This window comes from Gammaproteobacteria bacterium (assembly GCA_029862005.1).
Taxonomy (GTDB): domain Bacteria; phylum Pseudomonadota; class Gammaproteobacteria.
Map to the genome: position 1 here is coordinate 90903 of JAOTYD010000011.1, position 16080 is coordinate 106982.

Consider the following 16080-nt stretch of genomic DNA (forward strand, 5'->3'; position numbering starts at 1 on the left):
TCGGGGGCTGGTGGAGGCCAGCCCCCGAAAACCGATGCCCCGTGGATAGAAACTCACCTCCCCCTGCAACGCAGAAGAAATCGTTCAGCGGCGTCGATCTGCTGCTTTTTGGTGCCGTCGCGGCGCTGATTCTATATGCCGGCTATCGAGTCAACGACGTGCTGGTTTACCATTGGAACTGGACGCGGGTACTGGGTTTCCTGGTCAAGTTCGATGCCGAATCCCAATCCTGGGTTGCCAATCTACTATTGCAGGGACTGGCGACGACCTTGAGGCTTGCGATCTGGGCGACAGTATTCGCCACGCTCGTCGGCGTCATCATGGGATACTGGCGTACCTGCGAAAACCTGACATTACGAATTGTCAGCCGCTGTTACGTCGAGTTGATACGCAACATTCCGCCCGTCGTATTTATCTTTATTTTCTACTTCTTCGTCTCTAGCCAGATTTTCCCGGCAATCGGTATCGATTACATCGACCGGGACGATCCCCTGTTTTCGAGCCCGATCTTCACTTTCATGTTCGGCGAGGCGTCGTTGTTTTCGAATTTCCTTGCAGGCATGATCTGCCTGTCTTTGTTTGAGGGGGCCTACATCACCGAAATCGTGCGTGCCGGTATCCAGTCGACCCCCAGGGGTCAATGGGAGGCGGCCCGGTCGATCGGTCTGTCGCATTTCAATGTGCTACGCGACATCATCCTGCCGCAGGCGGTCCGCAAGATCCTGCCGCCGCTGGCCGGGCAATTCATCACCTTGATCAAGGACTCGGCGATCATCTCGTTGATCTCGATCCAGGAACTGACCTTCGTCGCCAACGAAGTCGCCGCGACCACCACGCGGGTGTTCGAAACCTGGATCCTGGTGGGTGCGATGTATTTCGTACTTTGTTACAGTTTCGCGGTGCTGTTCGCGCACCTCGAAAGACGCGCCAAACGCAGCCAGAGGTAAACGCTACCCCATGATAGAAAACACTCCCGAAACCCCACTCGTCGAAATTACCGGGCTGTGTAAATGGTTCGGTGATTTCAGCGCCCTGTTCGATATCGACCTGCATGTCGCCAGCGGTGAAAAAGTCGTTGTTTGCGGCCCGTCAGGTTCGGGTAAGTCGACCATGATTCGCTGCATTAATCAGCTGGAACAACACCAGGCCGGTACCATCCGGGTCGATGGCCGCGAGGTAAAACCCGGCATGAAAAAAATCGAGGAAGTACGCCGCGACGTCGGCATGGTGTTCCAGAGTTTTAACCTGTTCCCTCACCTGACCGTGGTCGAAAACCTGACCATCGGTCCGATCAGGAACAAAATCGTTTCCAGAACCGAGGCAATAGAGCGCGCCATGTTATACCTGGACCGGGTTCACATTGCGGAACAGGCGCATAAATACCCGCCGCAGCTGTCCGGGGGCCAGCAACAGCGCGTTGCGATCGCCCGCTCACTGTGCCTGAAGCCCAAGATCATGCTGTTCGACGAGCCGACATCGGCGCTGGACCCGGAGATGATCGCCGGCGTTCTGGATGTCATGATCGAACTCGCCGAGGAGGGCATGACAATGATTTGCGTCACGCACGAAATGGGTTTCGCGCGGCGCGTCGCCGACCGGATCGTCTTCATGGATCACGGCGAAATTGTCGAAGTCGCCGAACCCGAAGAATTTTTCAACACCCCGCAAACCGAGCGGGCGAAATTATTCCTGAGCCAGCTGCTCGGACACTAACACCGATGCTAGCTGACCTGGTCGACGAAACGTCCTTGCGGATGCTGTGCTGGGAAGGCTACGACGCGGATACGATCCGGCAGCGTTTCCAGGCGGCGACCGATCTCGATTTGCAGGCGCAAACCCTGTTGTCGGATGCAGCCGCCGCCGAGCGGTTGCTCGACGGCGAGTACCGCGACTGGGACATCATCAATATCAACAACGCATATGTGCGCGACTGCCTCGAACCCGCGGGTCTGATCGAAACCCTCGATGAAGATCTGCGGGCAACCTACCTCGACTCGATGCACCCGGTGTACGAACCATTACTGCCCTGGAGCTACAATGCCGCCGGCGACCTGATCGGCATCGGCCAGCGCTTCGGCCCGTTCAACCTGGTCGTCAATCTCGATAAGATCAGCCGTGAAACCGCCATAGACGAGGGTTTTGGTCTCGCCGACGAGCCCTCTAATCACGGCCGCTATGCCATTCTCGACTACCCCGATTTCAACCTTTTTCATGTTGCCATCGGCGCGGGCCTCAATCCATTCGTAACAATGTCTGAAGACAACCTGGCAAGTTTTGAAGCCACCGCGGAGCGCTGGTTCGGTAAGGCCGTCATCATCGATGATGACCATCACCGCCTGAATCGCGCCCTGGCCGATGGTGACATCAGCTTTTATTTGAGCGGCGGTATCTATACCGCCTCGCCTGCCCGACTGGCAGGTTACACGAATATCTTCGCGGTAACGCCTGAACGTGGACCAATCGACGGCAAGGGCGGCATCGTGTTTTCGGAAATCACGTCGTTGCTAAAGCACGGGCAGTCACCGTCCCTTGCGGTAAAATTTTTGCAGTTTATGCTGCAACCGGAAACCGCGGTGCAAATTGCCTTTATCGAGGGAACCTGTAACCCGGTTGCGCAAATGGGCGATCCACGCGTCTTCGAAGTCTTTAGCAAAAAACAGTTGCAGGCGATTCAATGGGATTCGCTCGAGCGTGACCTGCAGCACTGTGCGCATTACCGGATTCCGCCGGACAAACAAGCGCTGCTAGGAATACTAAAAACCGTCAAATCCCGCCACCAGCAAAAGCCGGAGAATAATTTATGAGTCAGACCGATTTAAAACAGTTACAGCAGCAACTCCGTGAACAGGGGGTAAAGTACCTGATACCCAGTTACGTCGATATGCACGGGGTGCCCAAAACCAAGATGGTGCCGATCGCCCACCTGGAGCATATGATGGGCGGCTCGGAACTGTTTACCGGCGCTGCCCTGGACGGTGTGCCCCAGGATGTTTCCGACGAAGAAGTGGCGGCGCACCCCGATCCCGATTCCTGCATGCTGGTTCCGTGGCGCGACGACTGCGCCTGGTTTGCCAGCGACCTGTGGACCGAGGGCAAACCGTTTGCGCCCTGTAACCGTGGTATTTTAAAGAAAGTATTGTCGCAGGCCGCCGACATGGGATACCAGGTCAACTGCGGTATCGAAGCCGAATTCTACGTGTTCGCCGATAACGACAATCGGACGGAGCCGCTAAGCCCGTTACCGCACCTCGAAAAACCCGCCTACGACACCGTGCGGCTGATGGATAATCTCGATATCTGGCTAGCCGACACGATCGACGCGATGAATCAGCTGGGCTGGGATGTTTATTCCTTCGATCACGAGGACGGGATCGGTCAGTTTGAAATCGATTTCAGCTATACCGATGCCCTGACCATGGCGGATCGTTACGTGTTTTTGCGCGTGCTCGCGCACGAAATGGCGCGCAAACATGGCGCCTACGCGAGCTTCATGCCCAAACCCTATGGCGACAAGGCCGGCAGCGGCGCGCACTATAATGTGTCGTTGGCAACAGCAGACGGTAGTAACCTGTTCGTGGCTGACGGCGACGATCCGCGGGGATGCGGGCTGTCCGAACTTGGATATTACTTTATCGGCGGCGTGTTAAAACACTTGCCTGCGGTGCAGGCAGTATCGGCGCCCACGGTTAACAGCTACAAGCGTTTGATCGTAAAAGGCAGTACCTCGGGTTACACCTGGGCGCCCTGCTTTATCTCCTACGGCAACAATAATCGCACCAACACGGTGCGCATACCCGGCGGTGGCGGTCGCGTGGAGCTCCGATCAGCCGACAGTGCCTGTAATCCCTACCTCGGTATCGCGATGATGGTGGCGGCCGGCCTCGAAGGCATTCGAGACAAGATCGACCCGGGCGAACCCCACCGCGATAACCTCTATTACAAGTCCGATGAGGAGCGCATGGCCGAGGGCGTATCCTGGTTACCGCGAACCCTCGACGAAGCCGTGGAAGCCTTTGCTGCCGACCCGCTTTCCCGCCAGGTATTCGGTGATGTGATGTTCGACGCCTGGCTCGAGTTTAAACGCGCCGAATGGCTGAGCTACCTGAACCATGTTTCCGACTGGGAACGCGACCGTTATCTCAAGTTTTTCTAGGCGCTGCCTGCTTGATTTACCGGCCACCTGGAATTCTTATAAGTGTCCATTTCAGATCCAGGTTAAGCGGTTGCAGATGGCAGAACTCTGCGACAACACAAGGTTCCGGCAAAAGCCGAGATACGGCAACAAGATAATGCATGGCCTCTGCGGGCCGGGCCCAGGAATTGCAATACCAGGAAGGGCCTCGATCACGTTTCGACCTGATGCCGAACCGCGATGCCAGGTTTCCGGAGAAAGCGTATGACAGATCCACAACGGCCAGAAATACCGGACATCGAAGACGAGATGTCGATGGACTGGGGCAGCGATGTCGCCGCGGAAATGCTGCGCCGCCTCGATATCGAATACATTACGCTAAACCCGGGGGCCAGTTTTCGCGGATTCCACGACAGCCTGGTCAATTACCTCGGCAATCACGATCCGCAAATCCTGCTGTGCCTGCACGAAGATCATGCGGTTGCCATTGCACACGGCTATGCTAAGGCGACCGGTAAGCCCATGGCGGTTGCGCTCCACGCAAACGTCGGCCTGATGCACGCGCTACTGGGTATATTTAACGCCTGGTGCGATCGTGTGCCGATGTTCGTCATCGGTGCCAATGGGCCCTTCGATACGACCCGGCGACGTCCCTGGATCGACTGGATTCACACCCAAAAGGACCAGGGTGCGCTGCTGCGCAATAGCGTCAAATGGGACGACGAACCGAGCTCTGCAGCCGCCCTGGTCGAGAGCATGCTGCGGGCCAACATATTGATGCGAACGCCGCCGCAGGGTCCTGTCTACATCTGTCTCGATGTCGAACTACAGGAATCGAAGCTGTGTGATCCGGTCGAAATACCGGCAGTGGAGCGCTTTCAACCGGCGCAGAACCCGATGGTCTCGCCGCAGGTGGTTGCCACGGTTGCCGATGCGCTGGTCGCCGCGCAACGCCCGGTGATACTGGTGGGCCGAAGCTCGCGCTCGCCAGTCGCCTGGGACCAGCGGGTACGCCTGGCCGAGCTGAGCGGTGCGTGCGTGGCGACCGATCTCAAGTCACCCGCCGCGTTTCCGACCGATCATCCGCTGCATCTTTCCGGCCTGACCTTGCGTATCAGCAAGCAGCTGATCGCGGCGGTGCGTAACGCCGACCTGGTGCTGCTACTCGACTGGATCGATAGTGCAAGCCTGTTGCGCGAGGCCGGCGGTGAAATTTCGGCAAGGATTATCAATTGCTCGCTGGATACCTACGTGCATAGCGGTGCATCGATGGAACATTACGGCCTGGCGCCGGCTGATATATCGGTGCTGGCCGATCCGGAATCCTTTGTCGCCGATCTGTTGAGCGAAGTCGATTCCCGACTAAACAGCCGGCCGAAATGGGTAGATTCCGCTAACGCGGGAGTGCAACCAGCGCCACGCCAAAACAGTAAATCGGACGACGACGGCATCGCGCCGTCCGATATCGGCCTGGTACTGAATCGCTTCCGCGACAAGCATAAACTCACCCTGGCGAGAGTTCCGATTGCCTGGGAGGGCGACATTTATGCCTTCAAGGAGCCGCTCGACTTCCTCGGATACGACGGCGGCGGCGGATTGAGTTCCGGTCCCGGTAACACCATCGGCGCGGCCCTGGGTCTGTGCAACACCGATCGCAGGGTAATCGGCATTCTGGGCGACGGCGATTTTATGCAAGCCGCGAGCGCCCTGTGGACGGCGGCCCGCTATGCCATCCCCGCGCTGTTTATCATCTCCAATAATCGTTCAAATTACACCGACGTGGCGCACCAGAAAACCATGGCGCGCCAACGCGCCCGCCCACTGCAAAACAGTGGTATTGGCCAGCACATCGACGATCCCGCGATCGACCTGGCCGCATTGGCGATCGCTCAGGGCGTCGCCGCAGAAGGCCCGATAACGCGCTACGGCGACCTGGTCCCCGAGCTCGAGAAAGCACTTGCCGTCGTGGCCGAGGGACACCCTTACCTGCTGGACATACGGGTCGATCGGGAATGAATCCGGAATTTCGGGGACCACAATAAATATTTCGCGGGAAAAGGAATAGCGTGCCCAAACTCTTTTCGTGGAATACCGGTGTTACGGTTTTATCCAGAATCAGCCTAATTCTGTTAGCATGGATTCTGTCTAATTCGCTTTAGGCAACACATGTCTATTCAAAAAGATATTGAGAAAACAGCCGCAGGGGACGATCATTGGTCACAGCATGTAAGCGAAACAAGTGATGCCCTGGACCTGGAGGCTGGTGTATTTTCACTCGCCAATCCCAAAGACATTGCCCAATCGCTTAAAAATGCTGCGGACAATAGCCGGCGCAGGAAATCAGGGCCTTTCCGGTCCGCCATGTCCATGCTCACTTTTTACATTAATAGAGCAGGCCGGCATCTTCCGGCCGCACAGCGTGAGCTTTTAGAGGAGGCAAAGGATGAACTTAGAGCGCTCTATGGCAGGCAAAGACAGAATCCTCTCCATACAAAGAGAAGTGGTGAGCAGGACTAAAGTGCCGTGCCTAACAAGGCACTGCAATCGGACGCAGCAAAGCCGCGCCACTGATGCGGGGTGTTAAGGGGACAGTATACTTAATTCAGATTAGCAGTCAGAGCCGGTCTTTTTCGAATGGATAGGTATACCGTCCCCCGAATTGCTAAAAGTGAATAAAGGGGATGGATTCCTTTTATCCCCGGCAGTTTCGATGCTAAGCCGTTAAAAAAGCCAATATAAGTTTAGCTGGCTAATCGAGTCCAGATGCTGGTTTGCGCAATACTGAAGTGATACTTGCGTTCATGCTCACGAATTAAAAATGGCAGATCGCAAGTCGCCTTCAGCGTAAAATTTTGTTCAAGCGCCGATACGATGGAGTCATGTGATGTGACTTCTTTACCATTTCGTTTAAAGCCTCCCAAACGCTCTTCGGGGATGGTGAATTCGTCCCACCAGGTGAATGGCGAGCAAATCACTACCTGGGCACCAGGATTAGTAATTTCAGCCAGTTTATCGAGGGCACGTCCCGGGTGGGGCAGTCGGTCCAGTACATTGGCGAAGGTAATCACATCAAACCGACCAATCGAGTCGGGCAATGCCTCGGCATCACCCTGTAAAAAACTGACCCGCTCGGGATGTACGCCATCCGGTAATTTATTTGTGACAGCATCACCCAGCTGGCCTTCCCGCTTCAGTACCAGCGGTATTTCTCCACTGTGAAGAATGTTGTTGGCCGATTCGATAAAGGCATGTGAAAAATCGATGCCGACAACCTCCGAACAAAATCGGGACAACTCAAAGCTGGTACGGCCGACCGAACAACCCAGATCGAGAGCGCGCGAATTTTCGGGTAGTTGTGACGAATCGATACATTCGGCAAGACGGGTATGAAAACCGAACGCCTGGTGTGGGCCAAATTCCCAGGGTAAAGTCTGTTCAATATTGGCATAATGGAAAACCAGGTATTCATTGACCTGTGCGCCTGTTTCGTAATAGTCGGGCATTGATGTTTGTGTGGGAGTTTAAAGCGGCATTATACTAAATTCTAAATGTGCGGTTTGAAGCAATAGGAGTCGAATTCCGATTTTCGGAATTGATCCTGTTTCCATCCGGGTAAGCCTCGTCTGTCCCATATTCAGTGTCAAAAGTCATTCCCGCTTGGGCGGGAATGACCCGGGGCGCGGGAATGCCCTTAATTACCAGTTTAGTGCCATCAGGATTAATGCGCATCTTTGCTATTGCAACCATCATCGATCAAGCCTCCGGATTGAGCTGCCGGTGGATCCACCTGGCAGCCGCAAGTAGTTCGTCGTCGCCGCCCATGGGTCCGACCAGTTGCACCGATAACGGCAACCCGTTGGGGCCGCTGCCAAACGGGATCGACAGGCAAGGAACCTGCAGCAGGTTCCAGCCGCGGCTGAACAGCGGGTCGCCAGTGGCGTCGAGGCCAGCAGGCGCTTCGCCCGGGGCCGCCGGAGTCAGAATCACGTCGGTATCGACAAACATGCTCTGCAACATACGCGCCGCGCGGTCACGCGTACGGCAGGCCTGCTCGTAGCTCTCACGGGTTACCCTCAGCCCGCTTTCGAACAGGTCGATGAACGCCGGGCTGATTTGTTCACGGTAGCGGCTGTACTCGTAAATTCGCGCGCGTGCCACTTCGTAGGCCATGACGATCTTCTGGCTCTCGGTCAGATCGTTGAACACTTCGGGAAAGGCCAACTCACCGGTTTGCGCGCCTGTGTCTCGTAGCACCGTCATCGCACGCTGGCAAACATCGCGCATTTCAATCGAACCCTCCGACCAGTGCGGACCGCGAAACAGCGAAACGCGTAGGGGTCGTTCTTCGGTATCCGGCAGATCCGCGGGGTGACTGCCGCAAAGTACCGAGCGCGCCAGCTCGAAGTCTTCGATGTCGCGGGCGAGAAAGCCCAGGGTATCCAGACTCGGCGCCAGCGCCATGACGCCCTGCAGATCGAAACTGCCGTGGCTAGCCTTGTAGCCCGCTACCCCGCAATAGGCGGCCGGCCGAATCAGCGATGCCGCGGTTTGCGAACCGAAAGCAAACGGCAACATGCCATCGGCAACGGCCGCGGCCGAACCGCTGGAAGAACCACCGGGGGTATGACCCAGATTGTGCGGATTTGCGGTTTTGCCCGGTTTGAAGTAGGCAAATTCGGTGGTTACCGTTTTACCGACGATAATCGCGCCGGCGCGTTGAAACATTTCCACGCAACTGGCATTGCGAGATGGCTGGAAGCCGTCGTAAAACGAGGTGCCCCAGCCAGTTGGAAATTGATCGGTGTCGATAATATCCTTGATCCCGACCGGGATGCCGTGCAGCGGCCCACCGATTTCCGACTGGTCGGCCTGCCGCGCCGCCGCCATTGCTGCTGCTTCGTCGAGGCAGGTAAACGCGCCGACTGCGTCTTCGCGCTCGCGAATTCGCTCGAGACAGGCTTGCATAACGTCCTCGGCAATAACCTCGCGGTCGCGAATCAAGCGCGCGATTGCGGCCATACCTGACTGGTTGAGAGGCAGCGTCACGCCCGGCTTGCCCGTCAGGTTTCGAGCGCGGTTAGCGCCGCTTCGAAAACGGTAACCGGCATATCGTAGATGCCGCCGCCCAAACGGCCCAGCTCACCCTCGACATCGAGTATACCAAGGCCAATAATCGGGCCCTGCTGTCGCGCAACCGCGGCCCGTGCCAGCAATCCGATTCTACATTCAAGCTCGTTAAATTCAGGATGTACCCCGGCGAGCAAGTGCGTCCCCCGTTCGCGATAATCGTCCGGCAGGAAATCGCCAAGGTTTTTTTCCTGCTCGGGTGCATGCCGAATCGCCATAGCGCCGAGACCTAATCCCTCGACCACGGCGCTGTCGCCTATTGCAGGCAAGCCCCTTGCAGGCGGCAAATCGACATCAAACCTGCCGCGCGGCGCTGTGGCCGCGGCACTGAACCAGCGCCCGGGAAAGGCCGAAATCTGGATCCCTGTGGCGATCCCGTTGCCACCCGCGGCGGTGACAAAACTCGAAGCTTTAATTCCGACTGCCCGCTGCATGATGCATTTACTGGCGGCCATCCACAGGTTCAGGAATAGACTTGGGGAGGTACTGATAAAATCCTGCAGGTTGCTATCGTCAATGCCTCCGGGTGTGAGCCGCGCCATCAACACCTCGGTCGCGTGCGGGGTGCGGCCGTGACAGTCATCGCCATGCCTTAAGCCCTCAACGGCTATCGGCAGCATTTCGATCGGCCGGGTCAGGCCGGCGCTGAGCAGATCACAAAACTCGTCGTTTAACCAGCGGATATGATCAAGCACCGCGTCAGCACACAATCCCAGGCGCAACGCCGGTCGCCCGCCGCCGTTTATCGGTGAATAGATCCTGATCCCGGGATTCGACGCGTCGACCACGCGATGCAGCGGCATCGAGGCGCTGACGACCGCGGCCAGCGGCGTGACGGTGGCAAAATCCTGCGCCGGTTTGAGTTCGATTTCACCCGCCTGAATCATCGCTCGCGCTTGTTCGAAATCGGCGGCAATGCCTTCATAAACGGCGGCCACGCAGGCCGAGTTCAAAATCGGTTTCGAAATCGAAGCCTTCGATTCGAAGGCCGGGCCCGCATGCAACAGTATATTTTCACCGAGGCCAAAGGCACTCGCCGCAGACTCGATTCGATCCCAGACCGGAACCGCCTGTATCGCCTGTTCGAAGGCAGTGCGATCGGAAGCATGTAATTCGATCTCTTCCATGTCACGGTACCTGCGGCGGAATAATCCAGGTTTCCGAGAAATACAGGAACGCCGAGGTAGTTTCGAACCCGGCCTGTACCCGCGTTCCAAGCTTGCCCGGCAGGGATCTACCATTGACGATGATCTGCGCGGCCTGTGCCGGTACCAGTACCGTAAACATCGTGTGAACGCCGGAGCCGACCTGGTCTGGCATCAATTCCAGCGCGCGCGGCGGTTCCAGGTCTTCCCACACCAGCTCGACCGTGTAACCTTCGCCGGACACGGTTTCGGTATATCGATGGCTCATCGGATCCCCGGAACTGTGAATCGATTGCGCGTTGATGTGATGCAGGTTGTCGAATGCCGGTGCGTCGCGGAACGCAGCGAGTCTGCCGATGAAATTCTCCAGTAGATACTCGCTTAAGTCGGCATTGTCGCTGACCAGGATATTGGGCGCATCGGTCGGCGCGTCGACCTCGTTGGGCGAGCCGTAAAGCAACAACACCTGCCCCTGCCCGACCGGAGACCAGGCAACCCGGAAAAACAGGGCCATGGCGGCAAAACTGTCATCGTCGTTTTTCAGCAGTATGCCCGGGTTTTCGCCGGTCCAGTCGACGACACCAGGCGTGATGGGTTCAGAAAGCGGCATAATGTCGATCCCTATTGGTTGGCTGGGGTAACCCAGGTTTCTGAAAATGCGAGAAAGGCGGTGCTCATGGTGCGCCCGAAAAACTGGCGCGACTGCACCGCACCGGGCAACTCGGTACCGTTTACCGTTACCGCGGCCGATTTCGCCTCGAGAAATACCGAATACATTTCATGTTCTTTGGTGGCGGAGTTTTCAGCGGTTACTTCAACCGGCAGCGGGTCACCCAGGTTCGACCAGTGCATCTCGAGCGTAACGCCGGAACCGCGCAGAATTTCCCGGTAATCAGTTTTCAGGTCGCCCGGTTGACGTTGCACCGAGTCGAGATCGAGCCAGCTCATCTGCTGCAACCCGGCGCGGCCGACAAAGGTCGGCATTTTGCTCACCCAGCCGTCGACGATCCAGCGCATCATGCGCTGGTTATCAGTCATGATAAAATTAGTCTCCTGCGGCCAGCCCTGGGCCGTGTCAGGCGCCGCTAACACGATAGCAGCATGCCCTTTGCCATAAGGCGACAAAACCACACGGAAAAATAGCGACAGCAGACAATAGGCCTCGTCGTCCTGATGATGCTTGAGATAGATGCCCGGATTTTCGCCGCTCCAGTCTACCCGGCCGGGATTGATCGATATTCTCTTCATGACCAGCCGGCCTCGTACTCCCGCAGCGCCGTACGGATATTATCGGCCCGCTGCTGGCCCTGGAAGCCATCGTTGGCCATGTATATTTCTGCAACCTTGTGCGCCACTTCCTTGAGCAAATCGTCATCGTCCTTACCGGCCTGTACCGGAATGCGCAACATGGTGTCGCCACCGTAGGTGGGAATCGGGTTGCTATAGATATCGGTCGGCTGCGGCAAGGTTTCACCCGCTTTCACCTTACGAATGGCCTTGCGCAGCTTACGCCTGGCGAGCGACACGCCGCGGTCGGTGAAGGCGGTGTGTTCACGCTTGTGAACATTCTTTGGCCCTTGCGAAACCCAGGCATCGTAATCGCCCGGGTCACGCTGGCGCAGCTCGTAGCTGCGATCCGGACCCTGGCCATAGAAATCGGTTTTGCCAAAGCCGACTTCATCCTTGTTGGTCAGCCCCTGCGGGTCGTCGTCGCCGCGAAAATGCCGCCAGGCGATAACCAGGGTATGGGTATCGTCGATCGGCGTAATCCAGCGCGACAGGCCGCAGCGTCCGAAATACAGCGATTGTTCGGGCAGTGGAAAATGCCCGCCGTTCTGGGTGAAGCTTGGCAGCATCTGGTCGTGAATTCGCAACCAGATGATGTCGTCGACGCGGCGGGTATTGGTATAGAAATCCCCGAGCGGTCGTTCGAAATATTCAATTTTCGGCATCACTGCAAAGGCATCGGTAAACTGGGTGCGCACCGCTTTGGTGTGCAGGTAAACCACGTGGAACGGGTCCCAGGCGTTTTCCATCACCTGTAGCCAGTTGCAGGGTGATTCGATCAAGTAAGGCATCATGTCATCGCCCTCCTCGACCATGGTATCGAAGACCGGAAATGGCGGCATGGTTTCGTTGGGACCCATGTAGGCAAACGCCAGACCCTTGTATTCAACCACAGGGTAAGCGCCAAGGCAGGTCCCTTCCTTGAGCCGGCTCGCAGCTGGCTCACAAGGTCTTTCCAGGATCGAGCCGTCGATGCCGTATTTCCAGCCGTGATAGCTACAGCGAATGCCGCCTTCCTCGATGATGCCGAATTCGAGAGACATGCTGCGATGTGCGCAATGCAGGTGCACCAGACCCAGTTGTCCGCCCGTTTCGCGGAACATGACCAGGTCCTCGCCCATGATGCGGATTCGATACGGCAGATCGCCAACCTGATCGATCATCGCCACCGGCATCCAGTAACGTCGCAGGTATTCGCCGCAGGGCGTACCCGGCCCGACCTCGGTCAACTCGGGATCAGGCTCAGCCTGCCAGATAAACTGCCGCTGATGGCCTCGAAAATCACCTTTCGGAACTTCAAAATTTGCTGACATTTTCGCTACTCCAAAAATTGTTAGTCCAGTCGGGGCGGAAACGGATCCGCGCAAGCCGCCGATCCCGACCAGACTGACTTGATTTGCATAAAATCCCTGATGGCATCCGGTCCCAGCTCGCGACCGTAACCCGACATCTTGAATCCGCCGATCGGCGATCCCGGGTCGACGCTGCGGTAGTGATTGATATAAACGGTACCGGCAACCAGCCTTGCGGCTATGCGTTCGGAACGCCCGGCATCGGAGGTCCAGATGCCGGCGGCGAGTCCGTACCTGGAATCATTGGCCAGTGCCACGGCTTCGTCCTCGCTGTCGAATCCGGTAACCGCCAGCACCGGGCCAAACACCTCGTCGCGCCACAGCGTCATCGAGGTTGTTACCCCGGTGAAAACGGTCGGTTGCACATACAACCCGTCGGGTCGATCGGCCGGATATTGCCGGGCCCCGCCGCAAACGCACGAGGCGCCCTGCGACCTGGCCTGCTCGATCATCGACATTACCTTGTCCAGCTGGGCCTGGTTGGCCAGTGGCGCGATCTCGGTTTGCGGCGACATCGGATCGCCTGCCCGTAGACGTTCGACTCTCGCCACGATGCGTTCGACGACCGCATCGTGAATACTGTTTTCGACGAGCAGGCGCGAACCCGCGACACAGGTCTGACCGTTCGATAAAAAAATCCCGGAGAGGATGCCATTCACGGCATTATCCAGGTCGGCATCCGCAAATAGCAGCTGCGGCGACTTGCCGCCGAGCTCCAGCGTTACCGGTTTGACACCGGCGGCGGCCGCGGCCGCCACATTACGACCGCCGCTATCCGAGCCGGTAAACGTCACTTTGCGGGTCAGATCATGCCGGACCAGTGCTTCTCCCGCCTCCTGACCGAAACCGGTGACGACGTTAATAACACCAGATGGAAGCGAGGTTTCGGCGCAGAGCATGACGAATTCGAGAGTCGATGCCGACGCGAGTTCAGAGGGTTTGATCACTACCGTATTGCCGGCGGCGAGCGCGGGCGCTATTTTCCATGCGGCGATCATCAGCGGGGAGTTCCACGGCGTAATTGCGACGACTACCCCGTAGGGTAGATAGTGCGCCTCGTTGACGACGCCGGGTACCTGGTTATCGAGTCGCTGGGGCTCTATCTGCAGGGCCTGGTTGGCGAAATACCGATACCAGCTATGCAGTCCCGCGAACTGAGCGTTAACTTCGCTGATGCGTTTGCCATTGTCGCGCACTTCGGACATCACCAGCTTTTCCCAGTCTCGCTGCAGCACATCGGCAATTTCGTTCAGGGCAGCGGCCCGTTGCGGTACCGAATATTCCGACCAGGGGCCGTGTAATAACGCACGCTGGGCCGCCGTTACCGCGGCATCCGCGTCTTTATCGTTACCGCGTGCAAACCGGGCCCATACTGCATTGGTCGCCGGATCGATCGAGTCGATATAGTTTCCGCTATCGGGCTGTCGCCAGTCGCCATCGATAAAGTGGTCGTAGCTCTTCATGAGTGATTCATGTTCCACCGCGCTGCGGATTAGCTGGGAATTCTACTTTTAAAACAAACGGTTATCGGGTTTTCATCAAACAACTTATAATATTACTGGAATTGGCCTAATCAAATTCAAGAATTATGTAATATGATAATCGAACCGATTCGGCATTACTACCGTCTTGCGGGCCGGGGCATGCCGATCACAAACCGGCACCCAGCCTTATTTCATCAGTACCCTGGAATCCGCGGGTTGCCAGCCGACATTGATGCTGGTGCCCATTTGTCTCGGCGCATCCTGCGACCTGGCCTCGATGACAATTTGTTTTTCATCGCCCACGTCGACAAACAAGCGCGTCAGGTTACCGGCGAAGGTTCTGCCCGAGAGCGTGCCGCGGATAACGTTTAAATCCCCGTCGGTCGCATCGTTGTCGAGTAAATGTAAATGCTCGGGTCGCACCGCGATCGACACCTCGCCCTGTTCAGTGCCATTGACCCTGGGTACCCGAATTTTCGTGCCCAATATTTGTGCCATCAGGAATTCACCTTCGGATCCAAGGATTTCACCATCGAGCAAGTTGATCTGCCCGACGAAATCGGCGACGAAACGCGTGCGCGGTTCGTTGTATATATCTTCTGCGCCGCCAATCTGCTCTATTCTGCCGGTATTCATCACCACGATACGGTCAGACATATTCATCGCCTCGGTCTGATCGTGGGTGACATAAACCGTGGTAATTTTCAATTCCTGCTGAATGCGGCGCAATTCGAGTTGCATGGTTTCACGCAGTTTCAAATCGAGCGCACCGAGCGGTTCATCCATTAACAGCACTCTCGGCGGATAGGCGACCGCGCGTGCGACCGCGATTCTTTGCTGTTGACCACCACTGACCTCGGCGGGATAGCGATCACCGACATCGGACAGATGTATCAGGTCCAGCAGTTCTTTAACGCGTTCATCGATCTGCGCTTTTGGATAGCGCCGTTCCTGCAATCCAAATCCGATATTCTGGGCAATCGTCATATGCGGAAACAGCGCATAATCCTGGAATACCATGCCGATCTCGCGATGTTGCGGTGCCACGCGCGTCACGTCTTCATCGCCAAGCAGAATCGTTCCCTGGGTCGGCTGGATAAAACCGGCAATCAGGCGCAGGGTTGTGGTCTTGCCGCATCCGGAAGGACCCAGAAGGCTTAAAAATTCGCCTTCCTGTATTTCCAGGTCGAGTTCGTGCAATGCGGTGAAGTCGCCGAATCGCTTGACAATACTGCTTAATTTTACACGTGACATATCACACTCGGTGCTTAAAGCTGCCCTGTTCGGTAATAATCGGGCGATTGTTACCAGGTGATCCCGTCGGCCGTAACTCGGCCGACGGGCCTGGATTCAAAATGGCGTTGAGAGCCTGTCCCGCAATGCCTACTGACCGGAAACCGAACGATTCCATTTATCAGTCCAATCTGAAATGTCCGCCTTCGAGTAATCGACACGCAATTGCTTTTTGATATCCTCAGGCTCCAGCTGCAGCATTTCGGCCAGTACCGGATCGGACTTCAGTGACTTGATTGCGTTCTTGTTGACCGGAACCA

The 16080-nt window shown here is 56.8% G+C and carries 14 protein-coding genes; 6 read left to right on the top strand and 8 right to left on the bottom strand.

The window, feature by feature from the left end; all coding sequences use genetic code 11:
* The first annotated feature begins 41 nt into the window (after positions 1-41).
* The 6 genes from OES20_09460 to OES20_09485 all read left to right on the top strand — a co-directional run bounded on the left by OES20_09460 (position 42) and on the right by OES20_09485 (position 6649).
* Positions 42-947: an amino acid ABC transporter permease gene (locus OES20_09460; protein MDH3634920.1), complete on the top strand. Its 906-nt coding sequence runs from the start codon at positions 42-44 to the stop codon at positions 945-947.
* 10 nt (positions 948-957) lie between these two features.
* Positions 958-1713, top strand: a complete 756-nt coding sequence (locus OES20_09465; GenBank protein ID MDH3634921.1) for an amino acid ABC transporter ATP-binding protein — start codon at positions 958-960, stop codon at positions 1711-1713.
* Between the two features lie 5 nt (positions 1714-1718).
* The gene (locus OES20_09470) at positions 1719-2804 is read left to right on the top strand and encodes a PotD/PotF family extracellular solute-binding protein (protein MDH3634922.1); all 1086 of its coding nucleotides are present in this window, start codon (positions 1719-1721) and stop codon (positions 2802-2804) included.
* On the top strand, positions 2801-4153 hold the full coding sequence (glnT, locus tag OES20_09475; protein MDH3634923.1) for a type III glutamate--ammonia ligase: 1353 nt from the start codon (positions 2801-2803) through the stop codon (positions 4151-4153). Before OES20_09470 ends, glnT begins: the two co-directional genes overlap by 4 nt.
* Positions 4154-4396: 243 nt before the next feature.
* Positions 4397-6148: a thiamine pyrophosphate-binding protein gene (locus OES20_09480; GenBank protein MDH3634924.1), complete on the top strand. Its 1752-nt coding sequence runs from the start codon at positions 4397-4399 to the stop codon at positions 6146-6148.
* Between the two features lie 150 nt (positions 6149-6298).
* Complete coding sequence (locus tag OES20_09485) at positions 6299-6649, top strand: DUF3175 domain-containing protein (protein ID MDH3634925.1); 351 nt, start codon at positions 6299-6301, stop codon at positions 6647-6649.
* A 224-nt stretch (positions 6650-6873) separates the two neighbouring features.
* Here OES20_09485 and OES20_09490 read toward each other — a convergent pair whose 3' ends face one another.
* From OES20_09490 to OES20_09525, 8 genes are all read right to left on the bottom strand, one after another.
* Positions 6874-7635, bottom strand: coding sequence for a putative 4-mercaptohistidine N1-methyltransferase (locus OES20_09490; protein MDH3634926.1), 762 nt, complete (start codon positions 7633-7635; stop codon positions 6874-6876).
* A 250-nt stretch (positions 7636-7885) separates the two neighbouring features.
* Positions 7886-9178, bottom strand: a complete 1293-nt coding sequence (locus OES20_09495) for an amidase (GenBank protein MDH3634927.1) — start codon at positions 9176-9178, stop codon at positions 7886-7888.
* Positions 9179-9192: 14 nt separating this feature from the next.
* Positions 9193-10386 carry a DUF1116 domain-containing protein gene (locus OES20_09500; GenBank protein ID MDH3634928.1) on the bottom strand — a complete coding sequence of 398 codons (1194 nt, stop codon included), beginning with the start codon at positions 10384-10386 and terminating at the stop codon, positions 9193-9195.
* A gap of 1 nt (position 10387) precedes the next feature.
* On the bottom strand, positions 10388-11014 hold the full coding sequence (locus tag OES20_09505; protein ID MDH3634929.1) for a hypothetical protein: 627 nt from the start codon (positions 11012-11014) through the stop codon (positions 10388-10390).
* An 11-nt stretch (positions 11015-11025) separates the two neighbouring features.
* Positions 11026-11652 carry a hypothetical protein gene (locus tag OES20_09510; protein MDH3634930.1) on the bottom strand — a complete coding sequence of 209 codons (627 nt, stop codon included), beginning with the start codon at positions 11650-11652 and terminating at the stop codon, positions 11026-11028.
* Entirely contained in the window at positions 11649-13004 is a 1356-nt protein-coding gene (locus OES20_09515) for a Rieske 2Fe-2S domain-containing protein (protein ID MDH3634931.1), read from the bottom strand. The genes OES20_09510 and OES20_09515 overlap by 4 nt, the downstream gene beginning before the upstream one ends.
* Before the next feature lie 20 nt (positions 13005-13024).
* On the bottom strand, positions 13025-14506 hold the full coding sequence (locus OES20_09520) for an aldehyde dehydrogenase (GenBank protein ID MDH3634932.1): 1482 nt from the start codon (positions 14504-14506) through the stop codon (positions 13025-13027).
* A 207-nt stretch (positions 14507-14713) separates the two neighbouring features.
* Positions 14714-15781 (bottom strand): ABC transporter ATP-binding protein, encoded by a 1068-nt coding sequence (locus tag OES20_09525; GenBank protein MDH3634933.1) that lies wholly within the window; start codon positions 15779-15781, stop codon positions 14714-14716.
* Positions 15782-16080: the final 299 nt, after the last annotated feature.

Coding starts and splice junctions, on each gene's coding strand:
- OES20_09510 (MDH3634930.1), bottom strand. CDS start 11,652: ATGAAGAGAATATCGATCAATCCCGGCCGGGTAGACTGGAGCGGCGAA.
- OES20_09500 (MDH3634928.1), bottom strand. CDS start 10,386: ATGGAAGAGATCGAATTACATGCTTCCGATCGCACTGCCTTCGAACAG.
- OES20_09470 (MDH3634922.1), top strand. CDS start 1,719: ATGCTAGCTGACCTGGTCGACGAAACGTCCTTGCGGATGCTGTGCTGG.
- OES20_09490 (MDH3634926.1), bottom strand. CDS start 7,635: ATGCCCGACTATTACGAAACAGGCGCACAGGTCAATGAATACCTGGTT.
- OES20_09465 (MDH3634921.1), top strand. CDS start 958: ATGATAGAAAACACTCCCGAAACCCCACTCGTCGAAATTACCGGGCTG.
- OES20_09520 (MDH3634932.1), bottom strand. CDS start 14,506: ATGAAGAGCTACGACCACTTTATCGATGGCGACTGGCGACAGCCCGAT.
- glnT (MDH3634923.1), top strand. CDS start 2,801: ATGAGTCAGACCGATTTAAAACAGTTACAGCAGCAACTCCGTGAACAG.
- OES20_09505 (MDH3634929.1), bottom strand. CDS start 11,014: ATGCCGCTTTCTGAACCCATCACGCCTGGTGTCGTCGACTGGACCGGC.
- OES20_09485 (MDH3634925.1), top strand. CDS start 6,299: ATGTCTATTCAAAAAGATATTGAGAAAACAGCCGCAGGGGACGATCAT.
- OES20_09515 (MDH3634931.1), bottom strand. CDS start 13,004: ATGTCAGCAAATTTTGAAGTTCCGAAAGGTGATTTTCGAGGCCATCAG.
- OES20_09525 (MDH3634933.1), bottom strand. CDS start 15,781: ATGTCACGTGTAAAATTAAGCAGTATTGTCAAGCGATTCGGCGACTTC.
- OES20_09480 (MDH3634924.1), top strand. CDS start 4,397: ATGACAGATCCACAACGGCCAGAAATACCGGACATCGAAGACGAGATG.